The sequence below is a fragment of the Tenacibaculum sp. 47A_GOM-205m genome, from assembly GCF_000518405.1.
GTDB classification, from domain to species: Bacteria; Bacteroidota; Bacteroidia; order Flavobacteriales; family Flavobacteriaceae; genus Polaribacter; species Polaribacter lutimaris.
In genome coordinates, this window is sequence record NZ_JADN01000008.1 from 93056 (window position 1) to 117436 (window position 24381).

Here is a 24381-nt window from a genome sequence, read left to right on the forward strand (position 1 = left end):
CATTATGGATGATGTTAAAATAAGATATTCAGATAGTGATTTACAAGAATTTAAAGAAATCATCTTAAAGAAAATTGAAAAAGCAGAAGAAGACTTAAAATTATTACAAGCTTCTTATAAAAACGGATCTGATAACGGTACCGATGATACTTCACCACAATTTAAGTCGTTTGAAGAAGGATCGGATACGATGGCTAAAGAAGCAAATATGCAGCTAGCTATTCGTCAAGAAAAGTTTATTCGTGATTTAAAGAATGCCTTAGTTCGTATTGAAAATAAAACGTACGGTATTTGTAGAGTTACAGGTAAATTAATTCAGAAAGAACGTTTAAAGTTAGTGCCTCATGCTACCTTAAGTATTGAAGCAAAACGAAAGCAATAAACCGTAAAAAAAATAGATAAAGCCTCTTTTAGAGGCTTTTTTTGTATGAAAAAATATACATTCTTATTATTTCTAGTCAGTAGTCAACTTCTTTTTAGTCAAGAAAAAGTAGTGCAGAGAAGAAGCATGACAGCACATGAATTGGAAGTTCTTACTTACGGACTGGATGATATTGTTATAGAGAATTCTGAAAATAATGAGTTAGAGGTAATTCTATTTGATGAAAATCCGCATACACATAACATTCTTTTTAAAGAGAAAGGAGAAATTTTAAAAGTAAGTTTTGAGCTAAATATTCCTCTACTACAAGATAAAGTTTTTAGAAAGTACATTACCAGAAGACTTGAAAGAGCTCGTGTAGTGATAAAAGTTCCAAAAAATAAACATATCACAGTTCATGGTAAAACGATTGGAGTAACCTCAAAAAGCTATTTAGGAGATTTAGAAGTGTATATTGAAAGAGGAAATGTAAAACTGAATACTATTTCAGGAAATAGTAAAGTATATCTTTTTCAAGGGAATGTATTTGCTGATACATTTAAAACGGATTTAAGCCTTACTACAACTAAAGGAGTAATTTTAGTTAATGACAAAAAGAAAGTTTCTCCATTTCAAGAAAAGTATCCGCCTTCCTTAAAATCATTTACTGTAAATTCTATTCACGCTAATATTACTGTAAAAATTAAGAAAACCTGATAAAAATACATTACTTTCAATCAATAAAAAGAGAACAATATGATGAAAGAAAATTAGGTGTGTTTTTCTGAAATTTAACTGTAAAAAACATAAGAATAGTTTTCTTATTTTTGTTTCCATTAATTTGAAATAATGTCTAAAAAACACATCGCAATACTTACCGTAGTTTTGGCAATTTTAATTGACCAAATAAGTAAAATATATATCAAAACTCATTTTCAATTAGGATATGAATTCAAGGTGTTGGGTATGGATTGGTTCAGAATCCATTTTACCGAAAATAACGGTATGGCTTGGGGCTTTGAATTCGGAGGTAAAGCTGGAAAGCTATTTTTAACATTATTTAGAGTAGTTGCCGTTACAGGTATTGTATATTGGTTATGGCAAACTATTAAGAAAAAATCGCATACAGCAGTAATTATAGCTATTTCGTTAATTTTAGCCGGAGCGGTAGGTAATATTATTGACTCTGTTTTTTACGGAATAATTTTCGATACTTCATATCATAATGTAGCCACACTTTTTTCTGATAATCCTTACGGAGAATTGTTTCATGGAAAGGTAGTTGACATGTTGTATTTCCCAATATATGAAGGGGAAAGCTTCACGTTTTTCAATGCTATTTTTAACGGAGCAGATTCTTGGATAACCATTGGTGTTGCGTTATTGTTTATATTTAATAAACAAGCATTTCCCAAAGAGGAAGAAGAAACTAAGAAGGTTTCATAATTCTCACATACTTTTTTTATATTTATAGAAAAAGAAAACGATGCGTTTACTAAAATACCTTGCTGTTTTTGTACTAGGATTTTTAATTGCAAAATTTTGGTATGAAAAGAAAGAGGAAAAGTATGAACAAGAAGAAATTCAAGTTGTTTTAAACGGAATTCAAAACTTGAGCAAGTTAGTGGTTTCAGAAGGAAATTTTTCTGAAATGTATAGCTTTACCGATGCAAAAAAGTATTTCTATGGATACGTTACCTTTGAAAAGAAAGCAATGCTCTCAGTAAATGCTAAGGTTGAAGTAGGGTATGATTTATCGGAATTAGAAATTCAAATAGATAGTGTAGGTAAACAAATTATCATCAATAAAATTCCTAAAGAAGAAATTCTTATTTCTCCCGATATTAAATATTTCGATTTACAGCAGAGCCAGTTCAATACCTTTTCTAAGCAAGAACTAAATAAGCTGAATGCTAAAGCTATTGAAAAAATTCAATCGACAATTACAGTATCTCGACTACAAAAAGATGCTAAAACACGTTTATTTGAAGAATTGTCTAAAATTTACCAGCTCTCTAAAATTTACAATTGGAAAGTGGTAGATAATACCAATTCAAGGGTCTTTGACTCGTTATTGCTAAAAGATTAATGAGGTAATTTCTTACTTAATAACCCGTAAATAAAAGTGCCTAAAAGGGCTCCTAAAAGTACAATAACCATTGGGAGTATTCCGTGTCCTATTAAAACAAAAATAGGAGCAGGACACGCACCTGCTAGCGCCCAACCTAAACCAAAAAGAGTTCCTCCAACTAAAGTTCTAATAAAGCCTTTTTTCTTTTCTTTAATATTGATTTGATTACCTAAATAGTCTTTAATTTTTCCACTTTTAAAGAAATACATAAATACAGCAGAAATAGTTACAGCAGAACCAATAATTCCATACATGTGAAATGATTGAAATTTGAACATTTCGTAAATACGATACCAAGAAACCGCTTCAGATTTAGACAAAATAATTCCGAAAACTATACCTATAACTAAAAATTTCAAATTCTTCATCTTAACCAAATATTAAAGGGAATAGTACCCAAATCATAATTAAACCACCCACAAAAAAACCAATTACAGCAATTAAAGAAGGTAATTGAAAACTACTCAATCCTGTAATAGCATGCCCAGAAGTACAGCCATCAGCATAACGCGTTCCAAAACCAATTAAAATTCCGGCAACCAATAAAATTGCGAAACCTTTTAAGGTCAACATGTTTTCTATACTATAAATTTCGCTTGGAACATACGCTTTTCCAGCATCAGCAAAACCTAGTTCCGCTAATTCGCTAACGGTGGTAGGGTTTAAATCAATTCCTGGTGTAGCAGATAAATAATTAATAGCGATATAGCCTCCAATTAACAAACCAACTAAAAAGACAATAGCCCAATCACGTTCTTTCCAGTCTTTTTTAAAATAATCAGAGATTTTGCCTGCACCAGCCATGGTACACATAGTTTCTAAGTTAGTTGATACCCCAAAATTTTTTCCGAAGTAAAAAAACAAGAAAAGTATTATTGAAATAAGAGGGCCAGATACATACCAAGGCCATGGTTGTAAGATAAAATCCATTTAATACAGTTGTTTTATAAAGTGCAAATATAAAGGATAATTCTTGTTTTAATGTTTGTGTACTAAGAATACACAGCCTATATTTTCTTATTAATATAGAGAGTTTATTTAAAAAGAAGTACTTTTGAACTCTAGAAAGTTTACTTAATTTCAGTATAAGATGGGAATAGATTTTGTGGTTACTTGGGTTGATATGGATGACCCTAAATGGATTAAAGAGTTTTCAAAATTTTCTGATAAAATAGATAATTCTGTTAACGAAAAATCAGAAGCACGTTTTCGTGATCATGGTTTTTTAAAATATTGGTTTAGAGGTATTGAAAAATTTGCTCCTTGGGTAAGAAAAATTCATTTTGTAACTAGTGGACAGAAACCTGAGTGGTTAGATGAAAATCACCCTAAAATTAATTTAGTAAGTCATTCTGATTATATTCCGGAGGAGTTTTTGCCAGTTTTTAATTCTAATTTAATTGAAATTTACATGCACAAAATTCCTGATTTGTCAGAACAATTTGTGTATTTTAATGACGACTTTTTTATAATTAACGATGTTCCTGAAACTCGTTTTTTCGAAAATGGATTGCCGAAAGATATAGCTACTTTTAGAACAAATACAGGTATTTCTCAGTTTGAAAAAATGTTAAAAAATAACATACGACTTATCAATAAACATTTTGATAAGAAGGAAGTTTTTAAAAGAGATCATGACAAATGGTTTCATCCTTCGTATGGTTCAAGAGCGAGAATTACAAAATTATTAAAGTACTACAATAAGTTTGTAACACTTCGTACTCCACACAATGCACAGCCTTTTTTAAAGTCTACTTTTGAAGATGTTTGGAAGCACTGCGGAAATGAACTTACAGGAATGTCTACACACAGATTTAGAAGTGATAATGACTATACGCCAGAATTGTTTAAGACTTGGCAGATATGCAAATCAAACTTTATACCATATAATACGTATCAAGATACTAAGATGTTTTCTTTGGTTATAAAGTCGAAACAAGCAATTAAAGCTTTAAGAGAGCAATCGTATAAATTAGTTTGTTTAAACGATAATATACATATAAGAAACTATGATAAAGTAATGAGTGAAATTAACGACGCTTTTGAAAGTATTTTACCAGAGAAATCAAGTTTTGAAAAATAGAAGGTAGATTTTTACCTTTTAAAACTTAAAAAAAGCCTAATGTTTTAAAACATTAGGCTTTTTAATATGATTATTTTTCCATTTCAAAATCCTCCATGAACTTAGTGGTATAATTACCAGCTACATAATCTGGATGATCCATTAATTGTCTGTGGAAAGGAATAGTTGTTTTTACACCTTCAATAACATACTCATCTAATGCACGTTTCATTTTGTTAATCGCTTCTTCACGAGTTTGTGCAGTAACAATTAACTTAGAAATCATTGAATCGTAGTTTGGTGGAATCATATACCCAGCATATACGTGAGTATCGATACGAACACCATGACCACCTGGAGCATGATAAGAGGTTATTTTTCCTGGAGCAGGTCTAAATCCATTATAAGGATCTTCTGCATTAATTCTACATTCAATTGAGTGTAATTGAGGCTTGTAGTTTTTACCAGAAATTGGTACACCAGCTGCAACTAAAATTTGCTCACGAATTAAATCGTAATCAACAACTTCTTCAGTAATAGGGTGTTCTACCTGAATACGAGTATTCATTTCCATAAAGTAGAAATTACGGTGTTTATCTACTAAGAACTCAACAGTACCAGCGCCTTCATATTTAATGTACTCAGCAGCTTTAACAGCAGCAGCTCCCATAGCATCACGTAATTCTTCTGTCATGAATGGAGAAGGAGTTTCTTCAGTTAATTTTTGGTGACGACGTTGTACTGAACAATCTCTTTCAGATAAGTGACAAGCTTTACCGTAAGCATCACCAACTACTTGAATTTCGATATGGCGAGGCTCTTCAATTAACTTCTCCATATACATATCGTCGTTTCCAAAAGCTGCTTTAGATTCTTGTCTTGCAGAATCCCAAGCGTCTCTTAAATCTTCAGCTTTCCAAACAGCACGCATTCCTTTACCTCCACCTCCAGCAGAAGCTTTTAACATTACAGGGTATCCTGTTTCTACAGCGATTTTCTCACACTCTTCAAAAGTGGTGATAACACCGTCACTACCTGGTACACAAGGTACACCAGCAGCTTTCATGGTAGCTTTAGCATTTGCTTTATCTCCCATACGGTCAATCATTTCAGGAGAAGCCCCGATGAACTTAATATCATGTTCTTCACATAATCTTGAAAACTTAGCATTTTCAGCTAAGAAACCGTATCCAGGATGAATTCCGTCTGCGTTTGTAATTTCAGCAGCAGCAATGATACGATCCATTTTTAGGTATGATTCGCTACTTGGTGCAGGTCCAATACAAACCGCTTCGTCAGCAAATCGTACGTGTAAGCTTTCAGCATCTGCTTTAGAGTAAACAGCTACTGTTTTAATACCCATCTCTTTACAGGTTCTAATTACACGTAGCGCGATTTCGCCTCTATTGGCAATTAATATCTTTTTAAACATGTCTTTTAGTTTATGAGTTTATTGGGTTTAGCTGTTTAAGAGTTTAGTGCATAACTAAACTTCTAAACTTAAAACTTCTAAACCAAAAATTATGATGGGTCTACTAAGAATAATGGTTGATCAAATTCTACAGGAGAAGAATCATCCACTAATACTTTTACGATTTTACCAGATACTTCTGATTCAATTTCGTTAAATAATTTCATTGCTTCAATAATACAAACAGTATCACCAACTTTTACTTCAGTTCCTACTTCAGCAAAATTAGGCTTGTCTGGAGAAGGCTTTCTATAGAAAGTACCAATGATAGGTGATTTTATAGTTACATATTTTGAGTCGTCTTCAGTGTTAGCAGGAGCAGCTGCAGCTGGTGCTGCTGGTTGAGCAACAGGAGCTTGAGCCATCATTTGAGGAGCTTGAGCCATAGGAGCAGCAGCTTGAATAATAGTAGTTTCAGCAGCTTCGCCTCCAGTTTTAATGGTGATTTTAATATCTTCCATTTCTAGTTTTACTTCACTTGCACCTGACTTTGCTACAAATTTTATAAGACTTTGAATTTCTTTAATGTCCATTTTCCTAAATTTTAGTTGTTTAGTTTATGAGTTATATGCCCATTTTAAATAGATAGCTCCCCAAGTGAAACCACCACCAAATGCGGCAAAAATTAAATTATCTCCTTTTTTCAACTCTTTTTCATAGTCGGCAAGTAATAACGGTAAAGTAGCAGAAGTAGTATTTCCGTACTTGTGAATATTCATCATTACTTTATCATCTTCTAAGCCAACTCTATTAGCAGTAGCTTCGATGATTCTTTTATTAGCTTGATGTGGAACTAACCACTGAATGTCTTCTTTTGTTAAGTTGTTTCTGGTTAACATTTTTTCAGAAACATCTGCCATGTTTGATACGGCAAACTTAAACACAGTTCTACCTTCTTGGTGAACAAAGTGTTGCTTATTTTTTATGGTTTCTTCTGATGGAGGTAAGATTGATCCACCAGCATCAATTTTTAAGAATTCACGACCAATACCGTCACTTCTTAAGTATTCGTCTTGTAATCCTAAACCATCATTATTTGGTTCAAATAAAACAGCACCTGCACCGTCACCAAAAATTATACAAGTAGCTCTATCAGTATAATCAATAATTGATGACATTTTATCAGCACCAATTAATAATACCTTTTTATAACGACCACTTTCAATATACCTAGCAGCAGTAGACATACCATATAAGAAACTAGAACAAGCAGCTTGTAAATCGTATGAAAAAGCATTAACAGCTCCAATTTTAGAGGCAGTATAAGCTGCTGTAGAAGCTACTGGCATATCTGGTGTAGCGGTTGCTACGATTACCATGTCTATTTCTTCAGGGTTTGTGTTTGATTTTTGTAGTAAATCTTCGGCTGCTTTAATAGCCATGTAAGAAGTACCAAGGCCTTCACCTTTTAAAATTCTTCGTTCTTTGATTCCTGTTCTACTGGTAATCCACTCATCGTTGGTGTCTACCATAGTCTCAAGCTCTTTGTTGGTTAGAGCGTATTCGGGAATATATTTTCCTACCGCCGATATAGCTGCAGTTATTTTAGTCATAGTTGTTTGTTTTGTAGTAAAACGAGTTTTCAAAGTAATGAAAATTATTTCACTTTTTTGTAGAAAAAAACATCAAAAAATACACTTTTTGACGTAAAAACATAAAAAAACCCTCAAAATAGAGGGTTTTTTAATTTTTTAAACTAGTTCTTAAGCCTCAGCAGTAGCGCTTTCTAATACTACTTGACCTCTGTAATAAAGTTTTCCTTCATGCCAGTGAGCTCTGTGGTATAAATGAGCTTCTCCAGTTGTAGGATCAACAGCTATTTGAGGAACAGAAGCTTTATAGTGAGTTCTTCTTTTGTCTCTTCTAGTTTTAGATATTTTTCTCTTTGGATGTGCCATTTTATGTCTTATTTATCTGTTAGTAAATCCTTTAATTTATCCCATCTTGGGTCTGTTGAGTCTTCTTCAACAGTTTTCTCTTCGTTTATTCTTAATTCTTCTAATCTCTTTAAAGCATCTGACTGCATTGAACCATCAGTTACACTTGGGTGTACTCTTTTGGTTGGAACCGATAACACAATTAATTCATATATATATTGTGCAACATTGATTTGATATGCTTCGTGTGGAAGGATCAAAATTTCATCGTGCTCGTCATTAAACTCAGGTCCAAATTTAACAACTAAATCTAAACTACCATTAATAGGTAGGTCAAATAATTCATTAGTGACATCACAAGGAACATTAACGGTTCCATTTACAGTAAAGTTAAGCTCAAATAAAGTGCTTTTTTTTACAAAGGTGATATCAGTTTTAATGTTTACGTCATTAAATTCATCAAACTGAAAAGCTTCAAAGAACGTTTTGTCAATTTGATATTCAAATAAATGACTTCCTTCTTTTAAACCTACAAAAGGTATGTTGAATTGTTTTAAGTCTTTCATCTACAACTATCAATTTGAGCGTGCAAAGATATAAAAAATGTTTTTATTTTTATATTTTGTGTAAAAAAAATGCACTATTTTACGTTTAAAGCATTTTTAGTGAGTTCTTGGTACTCTTTTCGGTTCTTAAATATTTGTAATGAGGTAAATAAAGCTTCTTTAAACGACGTTTCATTTGCTTTATTTTTACCTGCAATATCAAATCCTGTTCCGTGATCTGGAGAAGTTCTTACCTTAGCTAAACCTGCGGTGAAATTTACACCATTTCCAAAGGATAAAGCTTTAAAAGGTGCCAAACCTTGATCGTGATACATTGCTAAAACACCATCAAATTGTTCGTAAGTTTTAGAACCAAAGAAACCATCAGCTGCATACGGACCAAAAACTAATTTACCAGATTCCTTAATTTCTGCAATCGTTGGACGAATAATTTCATCGTCTTCAGTACCTATAATTCCGTTGTCTCCACAATGTGGATTCAAACCTAAAATGGCAATTTTAGGTTTGTTGATGTTGAAATCTTGCTTTAATGAATTATACATGATTTCAACCTTCGATTTAATAAGTTCAGGAGTAATGGTTTCGGCTACTTTTGAAACAGGGATATGTCCTGTTATTAAACCAATACGCAATTCATCTGTCATTAAAATCATCAAACTTTTTCCGTCTATGTTCTCTTCCAAGTATTCTGTATGACCTGGAAAGTTAAATTCTTCCGATTGAATATTTTCTTTACTAATAGGAGCGGTAAGTAAGACATCAACTTGATTTTTCTTTAAAGCAGCTACTGCTCCTTGCAAAGATTTTAAAGCATATTTACCACCTTCTTCAGTAATTTTACCTAAATCAATTTTAGCCTCCTCTTTCCAAACATTCAATAAATTGACTTTTCCGTGAACTAATTTATCTATTGAAGTAATTCCATGGATACTATTATTAAGATTCAACGCTTTTTTGTGGTATGAAATCAGTTTGTTTGAAGCAAACAACACAGGGGTACAGAAATCTAACATTCGTTTGTCTTCAAAAGTTTTTAAAATAATTTCGATACCAATTCCGTTGATGTCTCCAACTGAAATTCCAACAATAATTTTGTTTGCTTTATCCATAGTTTACTTTCGTAGGTAAAGTTGTATTTTTGATGCTAACAAAAGTAACTAAATTTTTATAGAATGTTTACCGGAATAATAGAAACTCTTGGAACGGTTAAAGGAATAGAGCGTGAAAAAGAAAATTTACACCTTACAATTCAAAGTACAATTACCAACGAGTTAAAAATAGATCAAAGTGTGGCTCATAATGGAGTTTGTTTAACAGTAGTAGCAATTAATAATGATGAATATACCGTTACAGCAATAAAAGAAACTCTAGATAAAACCAATATAGGTGATTTACAAGTAGGTGAAGAGGTAAATCTTGAAAGAGCTATGAAATTAGGTGCTCGTTTAGATGGACATATTGTTCAAGGACATGTAGATGGAACAGGTGTTTGTAAAAGTATAGAAGATGCTGATGGAAGCACAGTGTTTACATTTTCATATAACTTTGATGGAAGTAATGTAACGATTGAAAAAGGTTCTATTACTATTAACGGAGTGAGCTTAACGGTTGTGAACTCTAAAAAAGATGAATTTAGTGTGGCAATTATTCCTTATACCTTTGAGAATACTACGTTTAAAAATTTTAAAGTTGGTAGCAAAGTAAACTTAGAGTTTGATGTTATAGGAAAGTATGTTGCTAGACTTTACGGATTAAGAGAATAGTGTTAATTTAAAAAACTACATAAAAATTGCGTTAAGAAATGGAATTATTCAAATCTATTGCCTTGTGTTTTTCAGGAGGAGGGTATAGGGCTGCTTGTTTTTCTTTAGGAACATTGTCTTTGTTAGAAAAAGTTGGGTTACTAGAAAATGTAAAAGCAATTTCTACTGTTTCTGGAGGAACAATTACGGGAGTTAAATATTCACAATCACAATTAGAAGGAAAAGATTTTCAAACATTTTTTGAAGAGTATTATCAATGGTTGCACAAAGATGAGTTAGCAGGTAATGCGCTTGATCATTTAAGATCTCCTTTAATATGGAATCAACTAGAAAATAAACATAAAAGAAAAAACCCGATTAACGCCTTTGCTATTGAGTATAATAAATTTACAAATCATAGAACTTTAGGTGAGGTTCAAGATGCTATTAATGAAGGAGAAACGCATTTAAAAAGAGTCATTTTTAATGCTACGGATTTTGATAGTACACATCAGTTTAGATTTCAAAATATAAAAGGAAATAGAAAAAGGTTTGGAAATGGGAAAGTACATAAGAAGTATAAAGATGTTATTGACGATATTAAGTTAGGAGATGTAATTGCAGCTTCAACTGCTTTTCCGGGTGGATTTGAACCTATGGGTTTTCCGTACGATTTTAGTTCTAAACATGACGCTTTAGAAGAAATAGGTTTGATGGATGGAGGAATTGTGGACAATCAAGGAGCTTCTGTGTTTGTGTCGGAAGCAAATGGAGAAAAAGGCGAAGAACACGATATGTACTTTTTGTGTGATGTTTCTTCACCTTACCCAGGTGAAGGGTTTAAGTTTGCGTCAGATTCAAGGTTTAATAAGTACGTTTCTTATATTTCAAGCGCTTTTACATTATTATTTATATTACTAACTACGGTGTTTTTCGGAATGCAAAAGTGGTGGGTGTTGTATACAATTAGTGTGGTTATACTTGCATTTTTAGTTTGTATTCATTTTTTGTTTTTTTCGTTATCTAGATTAATGCAAAAGGAAACAGGTATAGATCAAAAATTATACTTACCACCAAGAAGAGTAGGCTTTTATGTATTAAACAGAGCAAAATCTTTGATGCGTATGGCAAGTGTGGTTTTTCTTAAAAATGATAGAAGGCAACATGCTAATGCTATTTATAGTACATTTCCCAATAAAACTGTTACGTCTACCGTGTATGAATTGCGATGTGAAGATGTTTTAGGAAATCAAAGAAATAGACCAGAAAATAAGAAGAACTGGAAAGAAATAGCTGAATTTACAGGAGAAATAAGTCCTGCTATTATTGAAAACTCTAGAAAGAGTACTTCTTTTGGAACAACTTTATGGTTTACCAAAAAAGATAAAGCAGAAAATATGTTAGATAATGTTATTGCTTGTGGTGAATATACCGCATGTTATAATTTATTATCGTATATGATTGTTCAATATGGAAATCAAGTAAAAGAAATGTCTCTTTTTAACGAGCTAATGCTTTTGTGGAAAGAGTTTCAGGAAAATCCAAAGTTTTTAATAGAACAACGTAAACAAAAAACCTTATAGATCTCTATGAGGTTTTTTGTTTTATGATAAATATCATGGGAATCAACGGGTTATATTCGTATCTTTGAGAGAATGTATAAAACTACGAGTTATGGATATATCGGTTTTTTTATTAAAATTTTGGGGCTGGTATTGTATCATTTTCTTTTTTGTATTGAGTTTTAACCCAAAAAGGGTAAAACAAATAGTAGATAATTTAAAAGATGCCCGATTTTTAATTATTCTTTCGCTTTTTGCAATTATTATAGGGTTACTTAATGTGTTAGCTCATAATATTTGGGAGCCAAACATTAAGTTGTTAGTAACTTTATTTGGTTGGTTAGCCTTAATTAAAGGAATTATTCTATTTACTTTTCCTAAGCAAACCATTAGCTTATTAAAACAAACCAATTTAAAGTTTATACAGGCATTATATGTCTTACTGTTTTTTTTAGGGCTGTTCTTGTTAAATGAAGCTTATGGAATTGTGCCTTTTTAAACTGAATTCTGACCTAAAATGAGAAAAAAGATTTTACTACTAACCGATTTTTCAGAAGCGTCATATAATGCAATTGTGTATGCTTTGGAGCTTTTTAGGGCAGAAAGGTGTAGTTTTTATGTGTTAAATGTTTTTAAAACAACATATAATTTAATAGAAGACTTGGTTCCTCCAAAACCTGGAGAGAAAGGTTATGATGAACCAAAGAAAAAGTCGTTAGAAGGACTTAATAGAGTATCAAACTTAATAGCATCAAAAGAAGAAGGGAATCCTTTTCATGAGTTTGATTATATATCACAAAAAAATAAATCTTTATTGAATGCAGTCGAGGAAATAGTGGAGCAGAAAGATATAGAAATGGTTATAATGGCTACGAAAGGACTAACTAGCGATAATAGTTCTGTATTTGGAAGTAATGCAATACAGGTGATGGAGAAGATTCGTAATTGTCCTGTTTTAGTAGTGCCAAAACAAGCTAAGAAGCAAATACCAAAAGAAATTGTTTTTCCTACGAGTTATAAAACCCATTATAAAAAAAGAGAATTAAATTATTTAATAGATATAGTTAGCGCTTGTAACGCTTCTTTAAGAGTGTTGCATATTACTAATAATGGCGATATAGATGAGAATCAAGAAGAGCACAAAGAGACGTTAAAAGAATACTTTGAAGGAGTAAAATATTCTTTTCACACATTGTCTTGTGTTACTGTGTCTACAGCAATAAAGTGTTTTGTTGAAAGTAGAGATAGTGATATGGTGGCTTTTGTAAACAAAAAGCACGCGTTTTTTGATACTATATTCTCAAAGCCTTTAGTAAAAGAAATAGGGTACAAGTTAAAAGTACCTGTATTAGTATTACATGATCTAAGAAATTAAAACGAAAACGATGAAAAATGTAGGTGTTTGGTTAGACAAAGAAAAGGCTTTTGTTGTAACCATTGAAAATGGAACAGAGGATATGAAAACAATAGAATCTAATATAGAAACATTTCATATTCATGGAGGTTCAGGAACTCGATTTAAAGGAGGACCACAAGACGTAGTTCAAGATAGTAAGTATTTAGAGAGAGAAAAACATCAAACAAAAAGATATTTTAATAAGCTTGCAGAAGAGGTTAATAGTGCTGATTCACTAGCTATTTTTGGCCCCGCTGAAACTTTTGAAAAATTTAAGAAAGAGCTAGAAAGCTCTCACCAAGAATTAGATGCGAGGGTTAAAAAAGTGCAAAGAGTTGATAGTATGACAGACAATCAAGTAAAAGCGTTGATTAGAGATTTCTTTAAAGATGAGAACTAGTCCTGATAAAATTTCAATAGTAAAGAGTTCTGGAGAAGTAGTACAATTTTCAGTAACCAAGTTGAAAAAATCTTTAAAACGAACTGGTGCCGATGATGAAGTGGTAGCGTATATTTTAGAAACCGTTCAAGATGAATTGTATGAAGGAATAACCACAAAAGAAATTTATAATAGAGCTTTTGCTTTGTTGAAGAAAAAGAAAAATGTGTTTGCTTCTAAGTATAAGTTAAAGAAAGCAATATATGAGTTAGGACCCACAGGATTTCCTTTTGAACATTTTATAGGAGCTATTTTAAAGTATTCAGGTTATAAGGTGGCGGTAGGAGAAATTTTACAAGGTGAATGTGTACAACACGAAGTAGATGTTGTTGCGCATAAAAATAATGAAACCACTGTTGTAGAGTGTAAGTTTCATAGTGAGCAAGGTCTTGTTTGTAATGTTAAGGTTCCTTTGTATGTTCATTCTCGTTATCGCGATGTAAAAAATCATTGGAATACATTTAAAAAACATGATACAACTTTAACTCAAGGATGGGTTGTAACGAATACACGGTTTACAAAAGATGCAACTCAGTATGGTAACTGTGCAGGGTTGTACTTGTTAAGTTGGGATTATCCTGTAGAAAATAGTTTAAAAGATATAATTGATCGTTTAGGGCTATATCCTATTACAGTTTCAACTTTGTTGACAAAAAGAGAAAAGCAGTTTTTATTAAATAGAGATGTGGTGTTGTGTAGAGAGTTGATAAAAGATAGTTTTTACTTAGATCATTTAGGTGTTTCCGATACTAGAAAGAAAAGAATTCTTGCAGAAATACAACAATTGTGTAATACTTAAAACAAGTAATGATGCTTAATTTTGCAAAAGTCCATTTTTTAGGAGCAGCAGGTACAGTTACAGGATCTAAATTTTTGCTTGAAGCATACAGTAAGAAAATTTTGATTGATTGCGGTATGTTTCAAGGACTCAAAGAGCTTAGAGAGTTAAATTGGAAAGAGCTTCCTATAGATGTAGATCAAATCGATATAGTGCTATTAACGCATGGACATTTAGACCATGTGGGTTTTTTACCAAGATTATATAGACAAGGGTTTAGAGGAAAAATTATTGGAACAGCTCCTACTTTAGCAATAGCAGGAATTATCTTAAAAGATAGTGCAAAGATTCATGAAGAGGAAGCAGAAAAAGCAGCTATAGAACATTATAGCAAACACAATCCTGTACTTCCTTTTTATACAATTACCGAAGCTGAAAAAACAATAACCTTATTTGAAGCTGTAGAGGAGGGAGAATGGATTTCTTTTTCAGATAAAATATCATATAGATTTCAATATAACGGGCATATAATAGGAGCTACTTTCATAGAATTAGATATTAATAAAAAGCGATTTGTGTTTTCTGGAGATGTAGGAAGAGTGAATGATTATTTGTTAGAAAAACCAAAAAAACCTGAGTGGGCAGATTATCTTTTTTTAGAAAGTACGTATGGTCATAAACTGCATCCCACAGAAGATCTAGAAGAAATTTTATCAGAAGTAATTAAAGAAACCATTATACAAAAAGGAAATTTAATCATTCCTAGTTTTGCTGTTGAACGTTTGCAAATGTTAATGTATGTTTTATGGAAGCTGTATAAGAAAAATAAAATTCCAAACATTCCCATTTTTGTAGATAGTCCGATGGGAAATAATGTTTTAGAGGTTTTTAAACGATATCCGCAATGGCATAAATTACCAATGGATGAATATGCAGCGATGTGTAACCACGTTAATATTGTAGAATCGTATAGAGAAACTTGGGAAACAATTGATGACTCTAGGTCAAAAATAATAATAGCAGGAAGTGGTATGGTAACTGGTGGTAGGGTTTTAACTTACTTACAACAGATGATTGATGATCCTACTACAACGATTTTGTTGGTTGGGTATCAAGCGGAAGGAACTAGAGGTAGGCAATTACAAGAAGGATGTCATGAAATAAAGTTTTTTGGACGATATTTTCCTGTAAAGGCAAGAGTTAAAAGTATAGAAAGTTTATCTGCTCATGCAGATCAGAATGATTTGTTAGATTGGTTAAGTGAGATAAAAAATATACCTGAAGAAGTATTTCTTATACACGGAGAACAAACCGCTTTAGATGCTTTTAGGGTGAAAATACAAAAAGAGAAAAATTGGAATGTTTGTATACCAAAATTACATGCTATAAAAGAGTTAATGATATGAAACGAAATGTTTAATCGTAAAAGCTAGCTCAATGAAAACAACAAACACACATTTAAAATATGTTGAGTGGTTGAGTGCAGAAGATATGCATTCAACTTCAAAACAATGGCTGTCTGAACTTTCTTTTTTGAAAGATGAACAACTCTTTTTTGAAGATTTAATTCGAAAATATATTTTTGAATTAATAGCTCCTGATCAGTTTAAGAAAACAACTAAAATAGTTGAAGACTTAGGGTCTTCTAGAAAAAAAACAGACGAGTTAATCAAGCTTGTAGAGGCTCATGAAAGAGGTTTAGAGATAATGGTAGATGGAGTAGATCAGGTTATAGAGGAAGAGGTGTACAAAAATGAACACAAAAGATTAATTATTGAAGTAAGTGAGTTTTTAAAAGGGTATCGTAAGTTAAAAGAAACTCTTTTTAATACTGTAAAAGAGATTGCCAAATCAGACAAAAAAAGAATTGAGTAATAAAAGCGGAGCTAGTTACTAGCTCCACTTTTTATTTTATGAGGTAATATAACGTTTAACTACCCATAAAGGTACATGTAAATCTTGTGTAAATAACTCTTCAGTAACACTTCCTACTAAAAGAGAAGTAAAGTTATTGTGTCCTTTATCGGCAACAAATAAAATATCTGTTTTGTTTTTTTCGGCAATAGCTCTAATTTTTTCAGGAATACTATCTTCACCAGCAGACGCTTTTAGAGTTTCAATTTGTTGATTTTTTGTTTTTTGAAGTAATTTTTCAAATTGTTGATCAACGTGTTTTTCTACTTTTTCTCGAGCTTTATCAATTTTTATGTAAGGAAAAAATAACTGAGGTATTTTAAAAACATTAAGTGCTTTTAAAGTAGATTTTTGTTTTGAACTCATGTCTGAAGCAGTATGAAATGCTTTTAGTGAGGCTGATGAAAAATCAGTAGCTACCATAAGATTTTCAGGGTTAAAGTTCGTTTCTTTAGGAATTAAAAGAACGTTGCATTTTGCCATACGTAATAACTTTCCTGAAACCGAACCAGATCCTTTATAAGTGTTTTTGTTACCTACAATAATTAAATTAGTGTGGTATTTATTAGCAACGTAGCTAATTAAACTTTCAGTATAAGCATCGTCTGAAACTAACAGCTCATAGTTGCAATCAGCATTAAAATGTTTACTTATGCTGTTTTCAAGCTCTTCTTCTATAATTTCTTCAATGTTAATGTTTTCCAGCTGTTCAGAAAACAAGTTGCTTATTTCATATTTTTTTACATTATGAATAAAATATACGTTTTCTGTTCCGTAATTTTTAGCTAACATGCTACAATATTTAATTAGCGTGATGTCTAATTCAGATAAATCTAAGGCTACAAGTATGTTTTTTATCTTCATAATTTAAGCTTTTTGTTTTTTTGAATCTATTAATCTTTTTACAGTTTCCTGGTATTCTTCCTTCTCTTTTTGGTTTAAACGTTTTAAATGTTCTTTATAGTCTTCTTTTAATCCTTTAAAAAGAGAGTAACACATTAATAATAAAAGTAAGGTAAAAGGAAGACCTGTGGCAATAGAAGCTGTTTGGAGTGCTTTTAAACCTCCTCCTAATAATAAAACGGCAGCTACAGCACCTTCTGCAAGTGCCCAAAATATTCTTTGTCCTACAGGGGCTTCAATTTTTCCGCCAGAAGTTAAACTATCAACCACTAAAGAACCAGAGTCTGATGAGGTAACAAAGAAACTAGCAATAAGTATAATAGCAACAATATTTAAAGCCATTGAAAAAGGGAAGTCTTCTAAAAACACAAAAAGAGCGGTAGCAACATTATCATTTACACCATCGGCAATTGTAGTATCTCCACCTAAAATTTCGTGTAACGAGGTTGCTCCAAAAGCAGTAATCCAAAACAGCGTAATTAATGTAGGAACAATTAATACTCCTAAAATAAATTCTCTAATAGTTCTTCCTTTTGAAACACGTGCGATGAACATACCTACAAAAGGAGACCAAGCAATCCACCATCCCCAATAAAAAATAGTCCATGAGTTTTGCCATTCTGTTCCTGTATAAGCTTCAGCCCAAGTAGAAAGATTAATTAAATTGTTAACATAGCTACCGGTGTTTTGTACAAATGATTTTAAGATAAAAATAGTAGGTCCTAAAATTACTACAGCGAGTAATAAAAGTACAGCAATACGCATGTTCATTTCACTTAAAAATTTTACTCCCTTATCAACTCCTGAAACTACAGAAATGGTAGCAATTAATGTAATTCCGACAATTAGCCATATTTGTAATGAAATACCTGAATCTAAACCAAAAACATGTTCTAAACCGGCTGCAACTTGTTTAACACCAAGTCCAAGAGAAGTTGCTAACCCAAAAACAGTAGCTAGAACAGCAAAAATATCTATAATATCACCGATTCTACCGTGAATTCTATCTCCTAAGAAAGGGTAGAATACGGAACGAATTGTTAATGGAAGCCCTCTAGAGTATGTAAAATAAGCTAAAGATAAACCAACTAAAGCGTAAATTCCCCAAGCATGCAATCCCCAGTGTAAAAAAGTAACATTCATGGCCTCTTTGGCGGCGGCTGCGGTATTTGGATCAGCTAATGGAGGAGAAGAAAAATGATAAACAGGTTCAGCAATACTCCAAAAAAGTAGTCCAATACCCATACCAGCACTAAAGAGCATTGAAAACCAAGAAGTCGTTGAAAATTCAGGTTTTGCCTTTGCTCCACCTATACGTAAACTTCCGTATTTACTAAAAGCTAAATAAAGCATGAATGTAACAAAAATGTTTACGGATATGATGAATAACCAACCAGTTTTGTTAGCTATAAAATTCTGTGCTGTATCAAAATATGATTGGGCTCTTTCTTTAAAAAGTAAAGTTAAAGCTACACTTAGTATTATTACTATTGAAGATGTGAAGAATACAGGTCCGTTAACTTCAAGTCCAAAGATTGATTTCCGTTCGTCACTTCTAATTATTTTTTTTGCTTTTTTCATGTGTTAATGTTTTGCGCTATTTATTCTATTAAAAATAGTATCCGATATTTATGTTAAATCTCATGTCCCAATCAGCATTAGGTGTTCCGCTAGCTAAAGCATTTGTCCATACTGGACCTAACCAAGGGTGATCTTTTCCTGCTGCAAAATCTACATAAGTATAAACATTGCCGGCAGTTACTAAGAAGCCAAATACATTCATTAAGCTGTCTTCAAAATTTACAGCTGCTTTATCCATATAGCCAAAATCATTATAAACTTGTATGCTAGAAATAGGTTTCCATTTCACAGGAAAAGTGTAAGCAGCACCTAAGGTATATGTTGTTGCTTCTGAAGCAGTAAGGTAAGGAGCTCCGTAAGCAGTTAAAGCAATAAGATTGCTATAGGTAGTGTTTTTAGTGTTGTATTTATAAGTAGAAACTTGAGCTTTAGCATCAAAGTTTTTAGCATTTAGTTGATAGTGTAAGGCAAAAGCATGATGGCTAGATGTATCTTCAGTATCTAAATTATAGAGACCTCCATATTGTACAGAAAGCCCTATTTGGTGTTGAATGTTTTTATTACCGAAGTGATAATTTACTTTACCATTTAATTGATTTGTTTCCTTGTATCTTAAATCTAGATTACCATCTCCATCAATGTCTATAGAGGCAACATCGTACGAATATCGGCTATCAGAAACATCAGAGTTGCTTCCAAAATTTAGTTCTTCAGCATTTTTAAAAAAAGCCAAGGCGTATTCCCATTTTTCTCCTTTATGTGTAAATTTTACTCCCATATCATGATCGTCTTCTAGTCCTAAGTAGTAGTTAATACCAAAAAACCAACTATGAGAATTGTATTGAGTAATACCAAAAGGCACTTGCGTTAACCCTAATTGGATATTGTCTTTTTCGTTAAAGTCATACCCTAACCAACCTTGTTTAAGCATACCGCCACCAAAACTTTGTGAATAAAAGCGGTATTCAGCATTTAGCTTTATTCCTTTATATTTTGCTTTAGCATTAATTCTGAAGACGTCGAAACCGAAATCGCCTCCACGCTTTTTTTGACCGTCTTTCCAAGAAGATAGGTTGTAGTTAAATCGAAGTGCTCCGCCAATTTTAACCTCAGGTTTTTCTTGTGAAAACATAACTGTAACAAAAGAAAAAGCAACTAAGACTAGGCTTTTTTTTAAGAAATTCATTGTTGTAATAATAAATGTGAAGAAAGTATACTCGTAAAAGTACATTTTCAGTTTAAGAGCTAAGGAAAACTCTTTTTAGCTTGATAAAAAAAGGAGATTTATTTTGAAGGAGGAATGAATTTATCTGATTGATTTCTGAAAACCAAAAAGTTAAAGCTGAAAATTCTTTTGTTCTTTTTGTCTTTAAGTTTTTTTATCATAAGGCTACAAATGTACTGATTAAAAAGGGGTTTTCAAAAAGAGGTTTTTTGAGTGATTTGAAAAACTTATAAGTGTTTTTTGATGCTTAAAAATATTGATTGAGGTGTTTTAAAAGGTGATTATCATTTTTATGTTTTTAAATTTCAGTATATTAGTATATTAAACATCATGTGTAAATGAGAACTTCAATGGGAAGAAAAAACTTGTATGGCTATATCATAAACAGTATTATGGTTATAGTACTTGGTATTATTTATTGGAAACAAATGGATTATACTACTAATAGATTCTTGAATTGGGTTTCATTGGTGTTAATAGTTCTCATTTTAGGAATGTTAACAATTGTTTTTTTGGTTTTAAAAACACAGATTAAAGCAAAAGAGAAATCGCAAGAAGAGCTTTTAAGGAATCAAAGATTATTACAATCAATAATAAACAACACAACCAATGTCATTTCTGTAAAAAAAATAAATGGTGAGTATATACTAGTAAATGAGAAGTACCAATTAATTTTTGGTAAATCAGAGGAAAGTTTAATAGGAAAAACGAACCATGATATTTTGCCAAAAGAAATTGCAGATAGATATCTTGAAGCCGATTTAGAGGCAATAAAAGCTGGAAAAGAAATTCAAATAGAAGAAGTAGTAGAACAGCCTGATGGACCACATATATATTTGTCTGTAAAATTTCCCTTATTTGATACTTCTAACAGGGTATATGCTATTGGAAGTATATCTACAGATATTACAGAAAGAAAGGCAATTATGGAGTCGCAAAAAGAAGCGGATACCTTTTTTAATATCTCTACAGATAGTCTGGTTATAGCATCTAATGAGAAGTTTTTAAAAGTTAATACTTCGTTAAGTAATCTTCTAGGATATACAAAAGAAGAGCTTTTAAGTGAGTCGTTTGCTTCTTATATTTTTCCTGAAGATCTTGAAAAGACAAATGAGGCTATTAAAAAGCTAGAAATGGGGGCGAACTTAGTAAGTTTTAATAATAGATGGATTTGTAAGGATAAAAGTATTAAGTGGTTGTCTTGGAACGCTACTTCAGATAAGAATACAGGAACATTGTATGCTGTGGCTAGAGATATTACTAAAGACTTGTTGCTTCAAGAAGAGAATGAAAAAAGAATGAATGAGTTGTATGAGAATCAGCAAAAATTGAATATGATTATAGAAAATATTAGTGATGGTGTGTTAGTTGCTAATACTGATAAGCAGGTTATATTGGCTAACGAGGTTGCTAATGAGCTTTTTGGTATAGAAGATGATTCAAAAATATCTATTGACTTTTCTGATCATTTTAAAGTGATAAACTCATATGATGGGAAAGTTTTTCCTATTCAAAACCTACCAGCTGAACTAGCTTTAGAAGGTAAAATTACCAACGATATTGATGTGTTGCTGATGAATAAAGAGACGAATGAAATAAGGAGAGTATTGTTGAGTGGAAGACCTATAATTGATAATGAAAATTATATCGCTGCTGTAGTTGTAACTATTAAAGATATAAGTAGGTATAAGAGGTTAGAAGCAGAATTAAAAAGAAAAGACCAAGAATCAAGAAGAAGAATTGGTTTCAAAAAAGATGATTCAAAAAAGAAAGAATAAAATTGTTAGAAGAGTTAAGAGAAAGTTATTTATTCTTTTCAGCTTTTTTCTTTTCTTTTTCTAATTTTCTAAAATACCCTCGAGTTAAAAAATTGTGTTTAAAAGCTTCCATGTTTTCATTAAATTTTTCTGTTCCTTCGTTTATATTTTGAAGTGTAGATTTTAGACTATTAACCAAAGAGGTATCCTTTGTAATATAGTTAAGAGCTCCTTCACTAGAGTTAAAATCATCAACTAGAACATTAATATTTCCTATAAGGCTATCAATTTTTACACTTGAAGCATCGATGTTATGTACAATAGATTTTAATTTTTTACCAGAAATAGAATCATTAATTAACATGCCTAAAACAGTGTTATCATCTGTTTTTAATGAAGTTATTATATGGTTTAATTCGTTAATAGTGTTTGATGCTTGGTAACTTATTCTTTTTAGGTTTTTAACAGACTGTTTCATGTCTTTTGCCATAATTGTGTCGTTTAGTAAAACACCTAAAGTTCCTTTGCCCTCTAATAGTTTGTCGGTTATTTTTAAAAGATCAGCTGTAAGTATTGCTGCATTTTCATTAGTAACACTTAATGTGTTTAAAATATCATCTGTTCCAATTTTACTATAAGAGCTAATAATATCTCCATTTTTAATTAATGCTTCTGTTTTTTTTCCTGGAACTATATTTACAATCATATTCCCAACTAATCCGTCAGAACCTATAGTAGCAACAGCATTCTTCTTTATATGAATGGCTATTTTTTTATCAATTACCATATTTACTTTTATGGTAGAATCATTAATCATAGTTATATTTTTTACAGTTCCTATGTTTATTCCTGAATAACGAACATTATTTCCGTTTTGCAATCCGTTAACATTTTGAAAATAAGCGCTGATGGTAAAGTTTTCTTGAAACATGCTTTGGCGTTGCCCGATGAGGTAAATAGCAAAAACAAAAATAATTGTACCTATAGATACAAATAGTCCCAATCTAAATTTTTGTGAGTTTGTTGTTTTCATAATACCTATTTAAAAAAAGCTTTAATCTTTGGGTCTTCAGAGTTAGATAATTCTTTAAATGTTCCTGTAGCATAGTCGATGCCATCAATAAGTAATATCATTCTATCTGAAATAACTCGAGCACAATCAACATCGTGAGTAATAATAAGTGACGAGGTATTGTATTTTTTTTGAATATTTTGCATTAAGATAATAATTTCTTTCGCAGTAATAGGATCCAGTCCACTTGTAGGTTCGTCATATAAAATAATTTTTGGCTGTAAAATAAGGGTTCGTGCTAAAGCAATTCGTCGTTTCATACCTCCAGACAATTCAGAAGGCATCATGTCTATTGTGTGTGTCAATCCAACATTGTCTAAAGCTTCAATAACCAGTTTTTCAGTATCAATTAATTTTTTATTTTTTCTTGTACGGCCTCGCAATGGAAATTCTAAATTTTCACGGACAGTCATAGAGTCATATAGCGCACTACCTTGAAATAGAAAACCTATGTCGGTACGTAAAATATCTAATGCCTCTTGGTCTAGTTTAGTTATATCATGATGCATCACTGAAATAATACCTTTATCAGCTTCCATTAATCCTACTAAACATTTAATCATAACCGATTTTCCAGACCCTGATTTTCCCATGACTACTAAATTTTCGCCTTCATAAAGCTGCATATTAAACCCATTAAGCACATGGTTATCTCCAAAGGCTTTGTATAAGTCTTTAATTTCTAGAACTACTTTTTTGTTAAGGGTATTTGTCATAATTCAAAAAAGATATCAGTTACAAAAACAGCTATAAAATCAATAATAAAAAGTAATAAAGAAGCAGTTACTACAGCTGTGTTTGTAGCTTTACCAACACCAGCGGTTCCTTTTTTACAGTTATACCCCTTAAAGCAACCAATAATTCCTATTGCAGCTCCAAAGAAAAACGACTTTATTGTAGCTGGAACTACGTCTCCAAACTTTATAGCATCAAATACTTGATTAAAATACAAAATAAAAGAGACATCTCCTTTTGTGCTTTCAACTAAAAAAGACCCAAACAAAGCAACAGTATCAGCTATAATTACTAGTAAAGGGAGCATGAGGGTAACGGCTAAAACTCGAGTAACTACTAAGTATTTAAAAGGATTTATGCCAGAAACTTCCATAGCATCTATTTGTTCGGTAACACGCATAGAACCTAATTCGGCGCTAATACCAGAACCTATTTTTCCTGCACATACTAAAGCAGTGATGATAGGGCCTATTTCTCTTATAATTGAAATACCAACCATAGAAGGCATCCAAGATACAGCACCAAATTCCATTAAAGTTGGGCGAGTTTGCAAAGTAAGAACCAAACCTATTATAAAACCAGTAATACTAACTAATAGTAATGAACGATAACCTATTTGATAGCATTGCAACATTAACTCTTTAAACTCAAAAGGTCGTTTAAAAGCCTCTCTAAAGAAACGAGCGGTAAAAAAAGCTAACTCGCCAGTTTCTATAAAAAAAGATTTCAACTGCTTAATCATTAAATTAAAACGTAGCATAAATTGAGTTTAATGTTGTAATTGAATGTATATCAATTAATTATTATTA

Annotated in this window: 28 protein-coding genes; 14 read left to right on the forward strand and 14 right to left on the reverse strand. The window is 31.7% G+C overall.

The window, feature by feature from the left end; all coding sequences use genetic code 11:
- Positions 1-4: 4 nt before the first annotated feature.
- The 4 genes from N534_RS0109205 (at position 5) to N534_RS14665 (ending at position 2450) form a co-directional block, all read left to right on the forward strand.
- The gene (locus tag N534_RS0109205) at positions 5-382 is read left to right on the forward strand and encodes a TraR/DksA C4-type zinc finger protein (protein WP_028892210.1); all 378 of its coding nucleotides are present in this window, start codon (positions 5-7) and stop codon (positions 380-382) included.
- A 45-nt stretch (positions 383-427) separates the two neighbouring features.
- Positions 428-1078 (forward strand): hypothetical protein, encoded by a 651-nt coding sequence (locus tag N534_RS0109210; RefSeq protein WP_156025590.1) that lies wholly within the window; start codon positions 428-430, stop codon positions 1076-1078.
- 132 nt (positions 1079-1210) lie between these two features.
- Positions 1211-1807, forward strand: a complete 597-nt coding sequence (locus N534_RS0109215) for a lipoprotein signal peptidase (RefSeq protein WP_028892212.1) — start codon at positions 1211-1213, stop codon at positions 1805-1807.
- 40 nt (positions 1808-1847) lie between these two features.
- Complete coding sequence (locus N534_RS14665) at positions 1848-2450, forward strand: DUF4230 domain-containing protein (RefSeq protein ID WP_051435886.1); 603 nt, start codon at positions 1848-1850, stop codon at positions 2448-2450.
- Here the strand turns inward: N534_RS14665 and N534_RS0109225 are convergent.
- Together N534_RS0109225 and N534_RS0109230 are read right to left on the reverse strand one after the other, a co-directional pair.
- Positions 2447-2860, reverse strand: a complete 414-nt coding sequence (locus N534_RS0109225; protein WP_028892213.1) for a DUF6691 family protein — start codon at positions 2858-2860, stop codon at positions 2447-2449. The two genes, N534_RS14665 and N534_RS0109225, sit on opposite strands and share 4 nt — an antisense overlap.
- A 1-nt stretch (position 2861) precedes the next feature.
- Positions 2862-3422 (reverse strand): YeeE/YedE family protein, encoded by a 561-nt coding sequence (locus tag N534_RS0109230; RefSeq protein ID WP_028892214.1) that lies wholly within the window; start codon positions 3420-3422, stop codon positions 2862-2864.
- Between the two features lie 160 nt (positions 3423-3582).
- Here N534_RS0109230 and N534_RS0109235 point away from each other — a divergent pair, with 160 nt between their 5' ends.
- Entirely contained in the window at positions 3583-4575 is a 993-nt protein-coding gene (locus N534_RS0109235) for a Stealth CR1 domain-containing protein (RefSeq protein WP_028892215.1), read from the forward strand.
- A gap of 70 nt (positions 4576-4645) precedes the next feature.
- On the opposite strand, the gene accC is transcribed toward N534_RS0109235, so the two are convergent.
- The 6 genes from accC to pdxA form a co-directional block, all read right to left on the reverse strand.
- Positions 4646-5986 (reverse strand): acetyl-CoA carboxylase biotin carboxylase subunit, encoded by a 1341-nt coding sequence (gene accC, locus N534_RS0109240; RefSeq protein ID WP_028892216.1) that lies wholly within the window; start codon positions 5984-5986, stop codon positions 4646-4648.
- Positions 5987-6075: 89 nt separating this feature from the next.
- Positions 6076-6558, reverse strand: coding sequence for an acetyl-CoA carboxylase biotin carboxyl carrier protein (accB, locus tag N534_RS0109245; protein ID WP_028892217.1), 483 nt, complete (start codon positions 6556-6558; stop codon positions 6076-6078).
- Positions 6559-6582: 24 nt separating this feature from the next.
- Positions 6583-7578: a beta-ketoacyl-ACP synthase III gene (locus tag N534_RS0109250; RefSeq protein WP_028892218.1), complete on the reverse strand. Its 996-nt coding sequence runs from the start codon at positions 7576-7578 to the stop codon at positions 6583-6585.
- Positions 7579-7728: 150 nt separating this feature from the next.
- On the reverse strand, positions 7729-7923 hold the full coding sequence (gene rpmF, locus N534_RS0109255; protein ID WP_028892219.1) for a 50S ribosomal protein L32: 195 nt from the start codon (positions 7921-7923) through the stop codon (positions 7729-7731).
- Positions 7924-7931: 8 nt separating this feature from the next.
- Positions 7932-8468, reverse strand: coding sequence for a DUF177 domain-containing protein (locus N534_RS0109260; RefSeq protein ID WP_028892220.1), 537 nt, complete (start codon positions 8466-8468; stop codon positions 7932-7934).
- Between the two features lie 74 nt (positions 8469-8542).
- Positions 8543-9577, reverse strand: coding sequence for a 4-hydroxythreonine-4-phosphate dehydrogenase PdxA (gene pdxA, locus N534_RS0109265; RefSeq protein ID WP_028892221.1), 1035 nt, complete (start codon positions 9575-9577; stop codon positions 8543-8545).
- A 63-nt stretch (positions 9578-9640) separates the two neighbouring features.
- Here pdxA and N534_RS0109270 point away from each other — a divergent pair, with 63 nt between their 5' ends.
- From N534_RS0109270 to N534_RS0109305, 8 genes are all read left to right on the forward strand, one after another.
- Positions 9641-10231, forward strand: coding sequence for a riboflavin synthase (locus tag N534_RS0109270; RefSeq protein ID WP_028892222.1), 591 nt, complete (start codon positions 9641-9643; stop codon positions 10229-10231).
- A 38-nt stretch (positions 10232-10269) separates the two neighbouring features.
- Positions 10270-11793: a patatin-like phospholipase family protein gene (locus N534_RS15095; protein ID WP_051435887.1), complete on the forward strand. Its 1524-nt coding sequence runs from the start codon at positions 10270-10272 to the stop codon at positions 11791-11793.
- A 91-nt stretch (positions 11794-11884) separates the two neighbouring features.
- Positions 11885-12271 (forward strand): hypothetical protein, encoded by a 387-nt coding sequence (locus N534_RS0109280; protein WP_028892223.1) that lies wholly within the window; start codon positions 11885-11887, stop codon positions 12269-12271.
- Between the two features lie 18 nt (positions 12272-12289).
- The gene (locus N534_RS0109285; RefSeq protein ID WP_028892224.1) at positions 12290-13147 is read left to right on the forward strand and encodes a universal stress protein; all 858 of its coding nucleotides are present in this window, start codon (positions 12290-12292) and stop codon (positions 13145-13147) included.
- A 10-nt stretch (positions 13148-13157) separates the two neighbouring features.
- Positions 13158-13568, forward strand: coding sequence for a hypothetical protein (locus N534_RS0109290; protein ID WP_028892225.1), 411 nt, complete (start codon positions 13158-13160; stop codon positions 13566-13568).
- The gene (locus tag N534_RS0109295; RefSeq protein WP_028892226.1) at positions 13558-14406 is read left to right on the forward strand and encodes a restriction endonuclease; all 849 of its coding nucleotides are present in this window, start codon (positions 13558-13560) and stop codon (positions 14404-14406) included. Before N534_RS0109290 ends, N534_RS0109295 begins: the two co-directional genes overlap by 11 nt.
- A gap of 11 nt (positions 14407-14417) precedes the next feature.
- Positions 14418-15791 (forward strand): MBL fold metallo-hydrolase RNA specificity domain-containing protein, encoded by a 1374-nt coding sequence (locus N534_RS0109300; RefSeq protein WP_028892227.1) that lies wholly within the window; start codon positions 14418-14420, stop codon positions 15789-15791.
- Positions 15792-15822: 31 nt separating this feature from the next.
- Positions 15823-16260 (forward strand): hypothetical protein, encoded by a 438-nt coding sequence (locus tag N534_RS0109305; RefSeq protein WP_028892228.1) that lies wholly within the window; start codon positions 15823-15825, stop codon positions 16258-16260.
- Positions 16261-16296: 36 nt separating this feature from the next.
- On the opposite strand, the gene N534_RS0109310 is transcribed toward N534_RS0109305, so the two are convergent.
- Genes N534_RS0109310 through N534_RS0109320 form a run of 3 tightly spaced genes read right to left on the reverse strand, consistent with a single transcriptional unit; the run spans position 16297 to position 19969 of the window.
- Entirely contained in the window at positions 16297-17163 is an 867-nt protein-coding gene (locus N534_RS0109310; protein ID WP_051435888.1) for a universal stress protein, read from the reverse strand.
- Between the two features lie 3 nt (positions 17164-17166).
- Positions 17167-18783, reverse strand: coding sequence for a BCCT family transporter (locus N534_RS0109315; RefSeq protein ID WP_028892230.1), 1617 nt, complete (start codon positions 18781-18783; stop codon positions 17167-17169).
- 28 nt (positions 18784-18811) lie between these two features.
- A complete protein-coding gene (locus tag N534_RS0109320; RefSeq protein WP_028892231.1) occupies positions 18812-19969 on the reverse strand; it encodes a hypothetical protein in 1158 nt (385 codons plus the stop codon).
- Positions 19970-20346: 377 nt separating this feature from the next.
- Here N534_RS0109320 and N534_RS0109330 point away from each other — a divergent pair, with 377 nt between their 5' ends.
- Positions 20347-21786, forward strand: a complete 1440-nt coding sequence (locus N534_RS0109330; protein WP_081728307.1) for a PAS domain S-box protein — start codon at positions 20347-20349, stop codon at positions 21784-21786.
- A 25-nt stretch (positions 21787-21811) separates the two neighbouring features.
- On the opposite strand, the gene N534_RS0109335 is transcribed toward N534_RS0109330, so the two are convergent.
- From N534_RS0109335 to N534_RS0109345, 3 genes are read right to left on the reverse strand one after another with little or no spacing between them, the layout of a single operon-like run.
- The gene (locus N534_RS0109335) at positions 21812-22798 is read right to left on the reverse strand and encodes an MlaD family protein (protein WP_028892233.1); all 987 of its coding nucleotides are present in this window, start codon (positions 22796-22798) and stop codon (positions 21812-21814) included.
- A 5-nt stretch (positions 22799-22803) separates the two neighbouring features.
- Complete coding sequence (locus N534_RS0109340; RefSeq protein ID WP_028892234.1) at positions 22804-23553, reverse strand: ABC transporter ATP-binding protein; 750 nt, start codon at positions 23551-23553, stop codon at positions 22804-22806.
- Positions 23550-24332, reverse strand: a complete 783-nt coding sequence (locus N534_RS0109345) for an ABC transporter permease (protein ID WP_028892235.1) — start codon at positions 24330-24332, stop codon at positions 23550-23552. Before N534_RS0109345 ends, N534_RS0109340 begins: the two co-directional genes overlap by 4 nt.
- Positions 24333-24381: the final 49 nt, after the last annotated feature.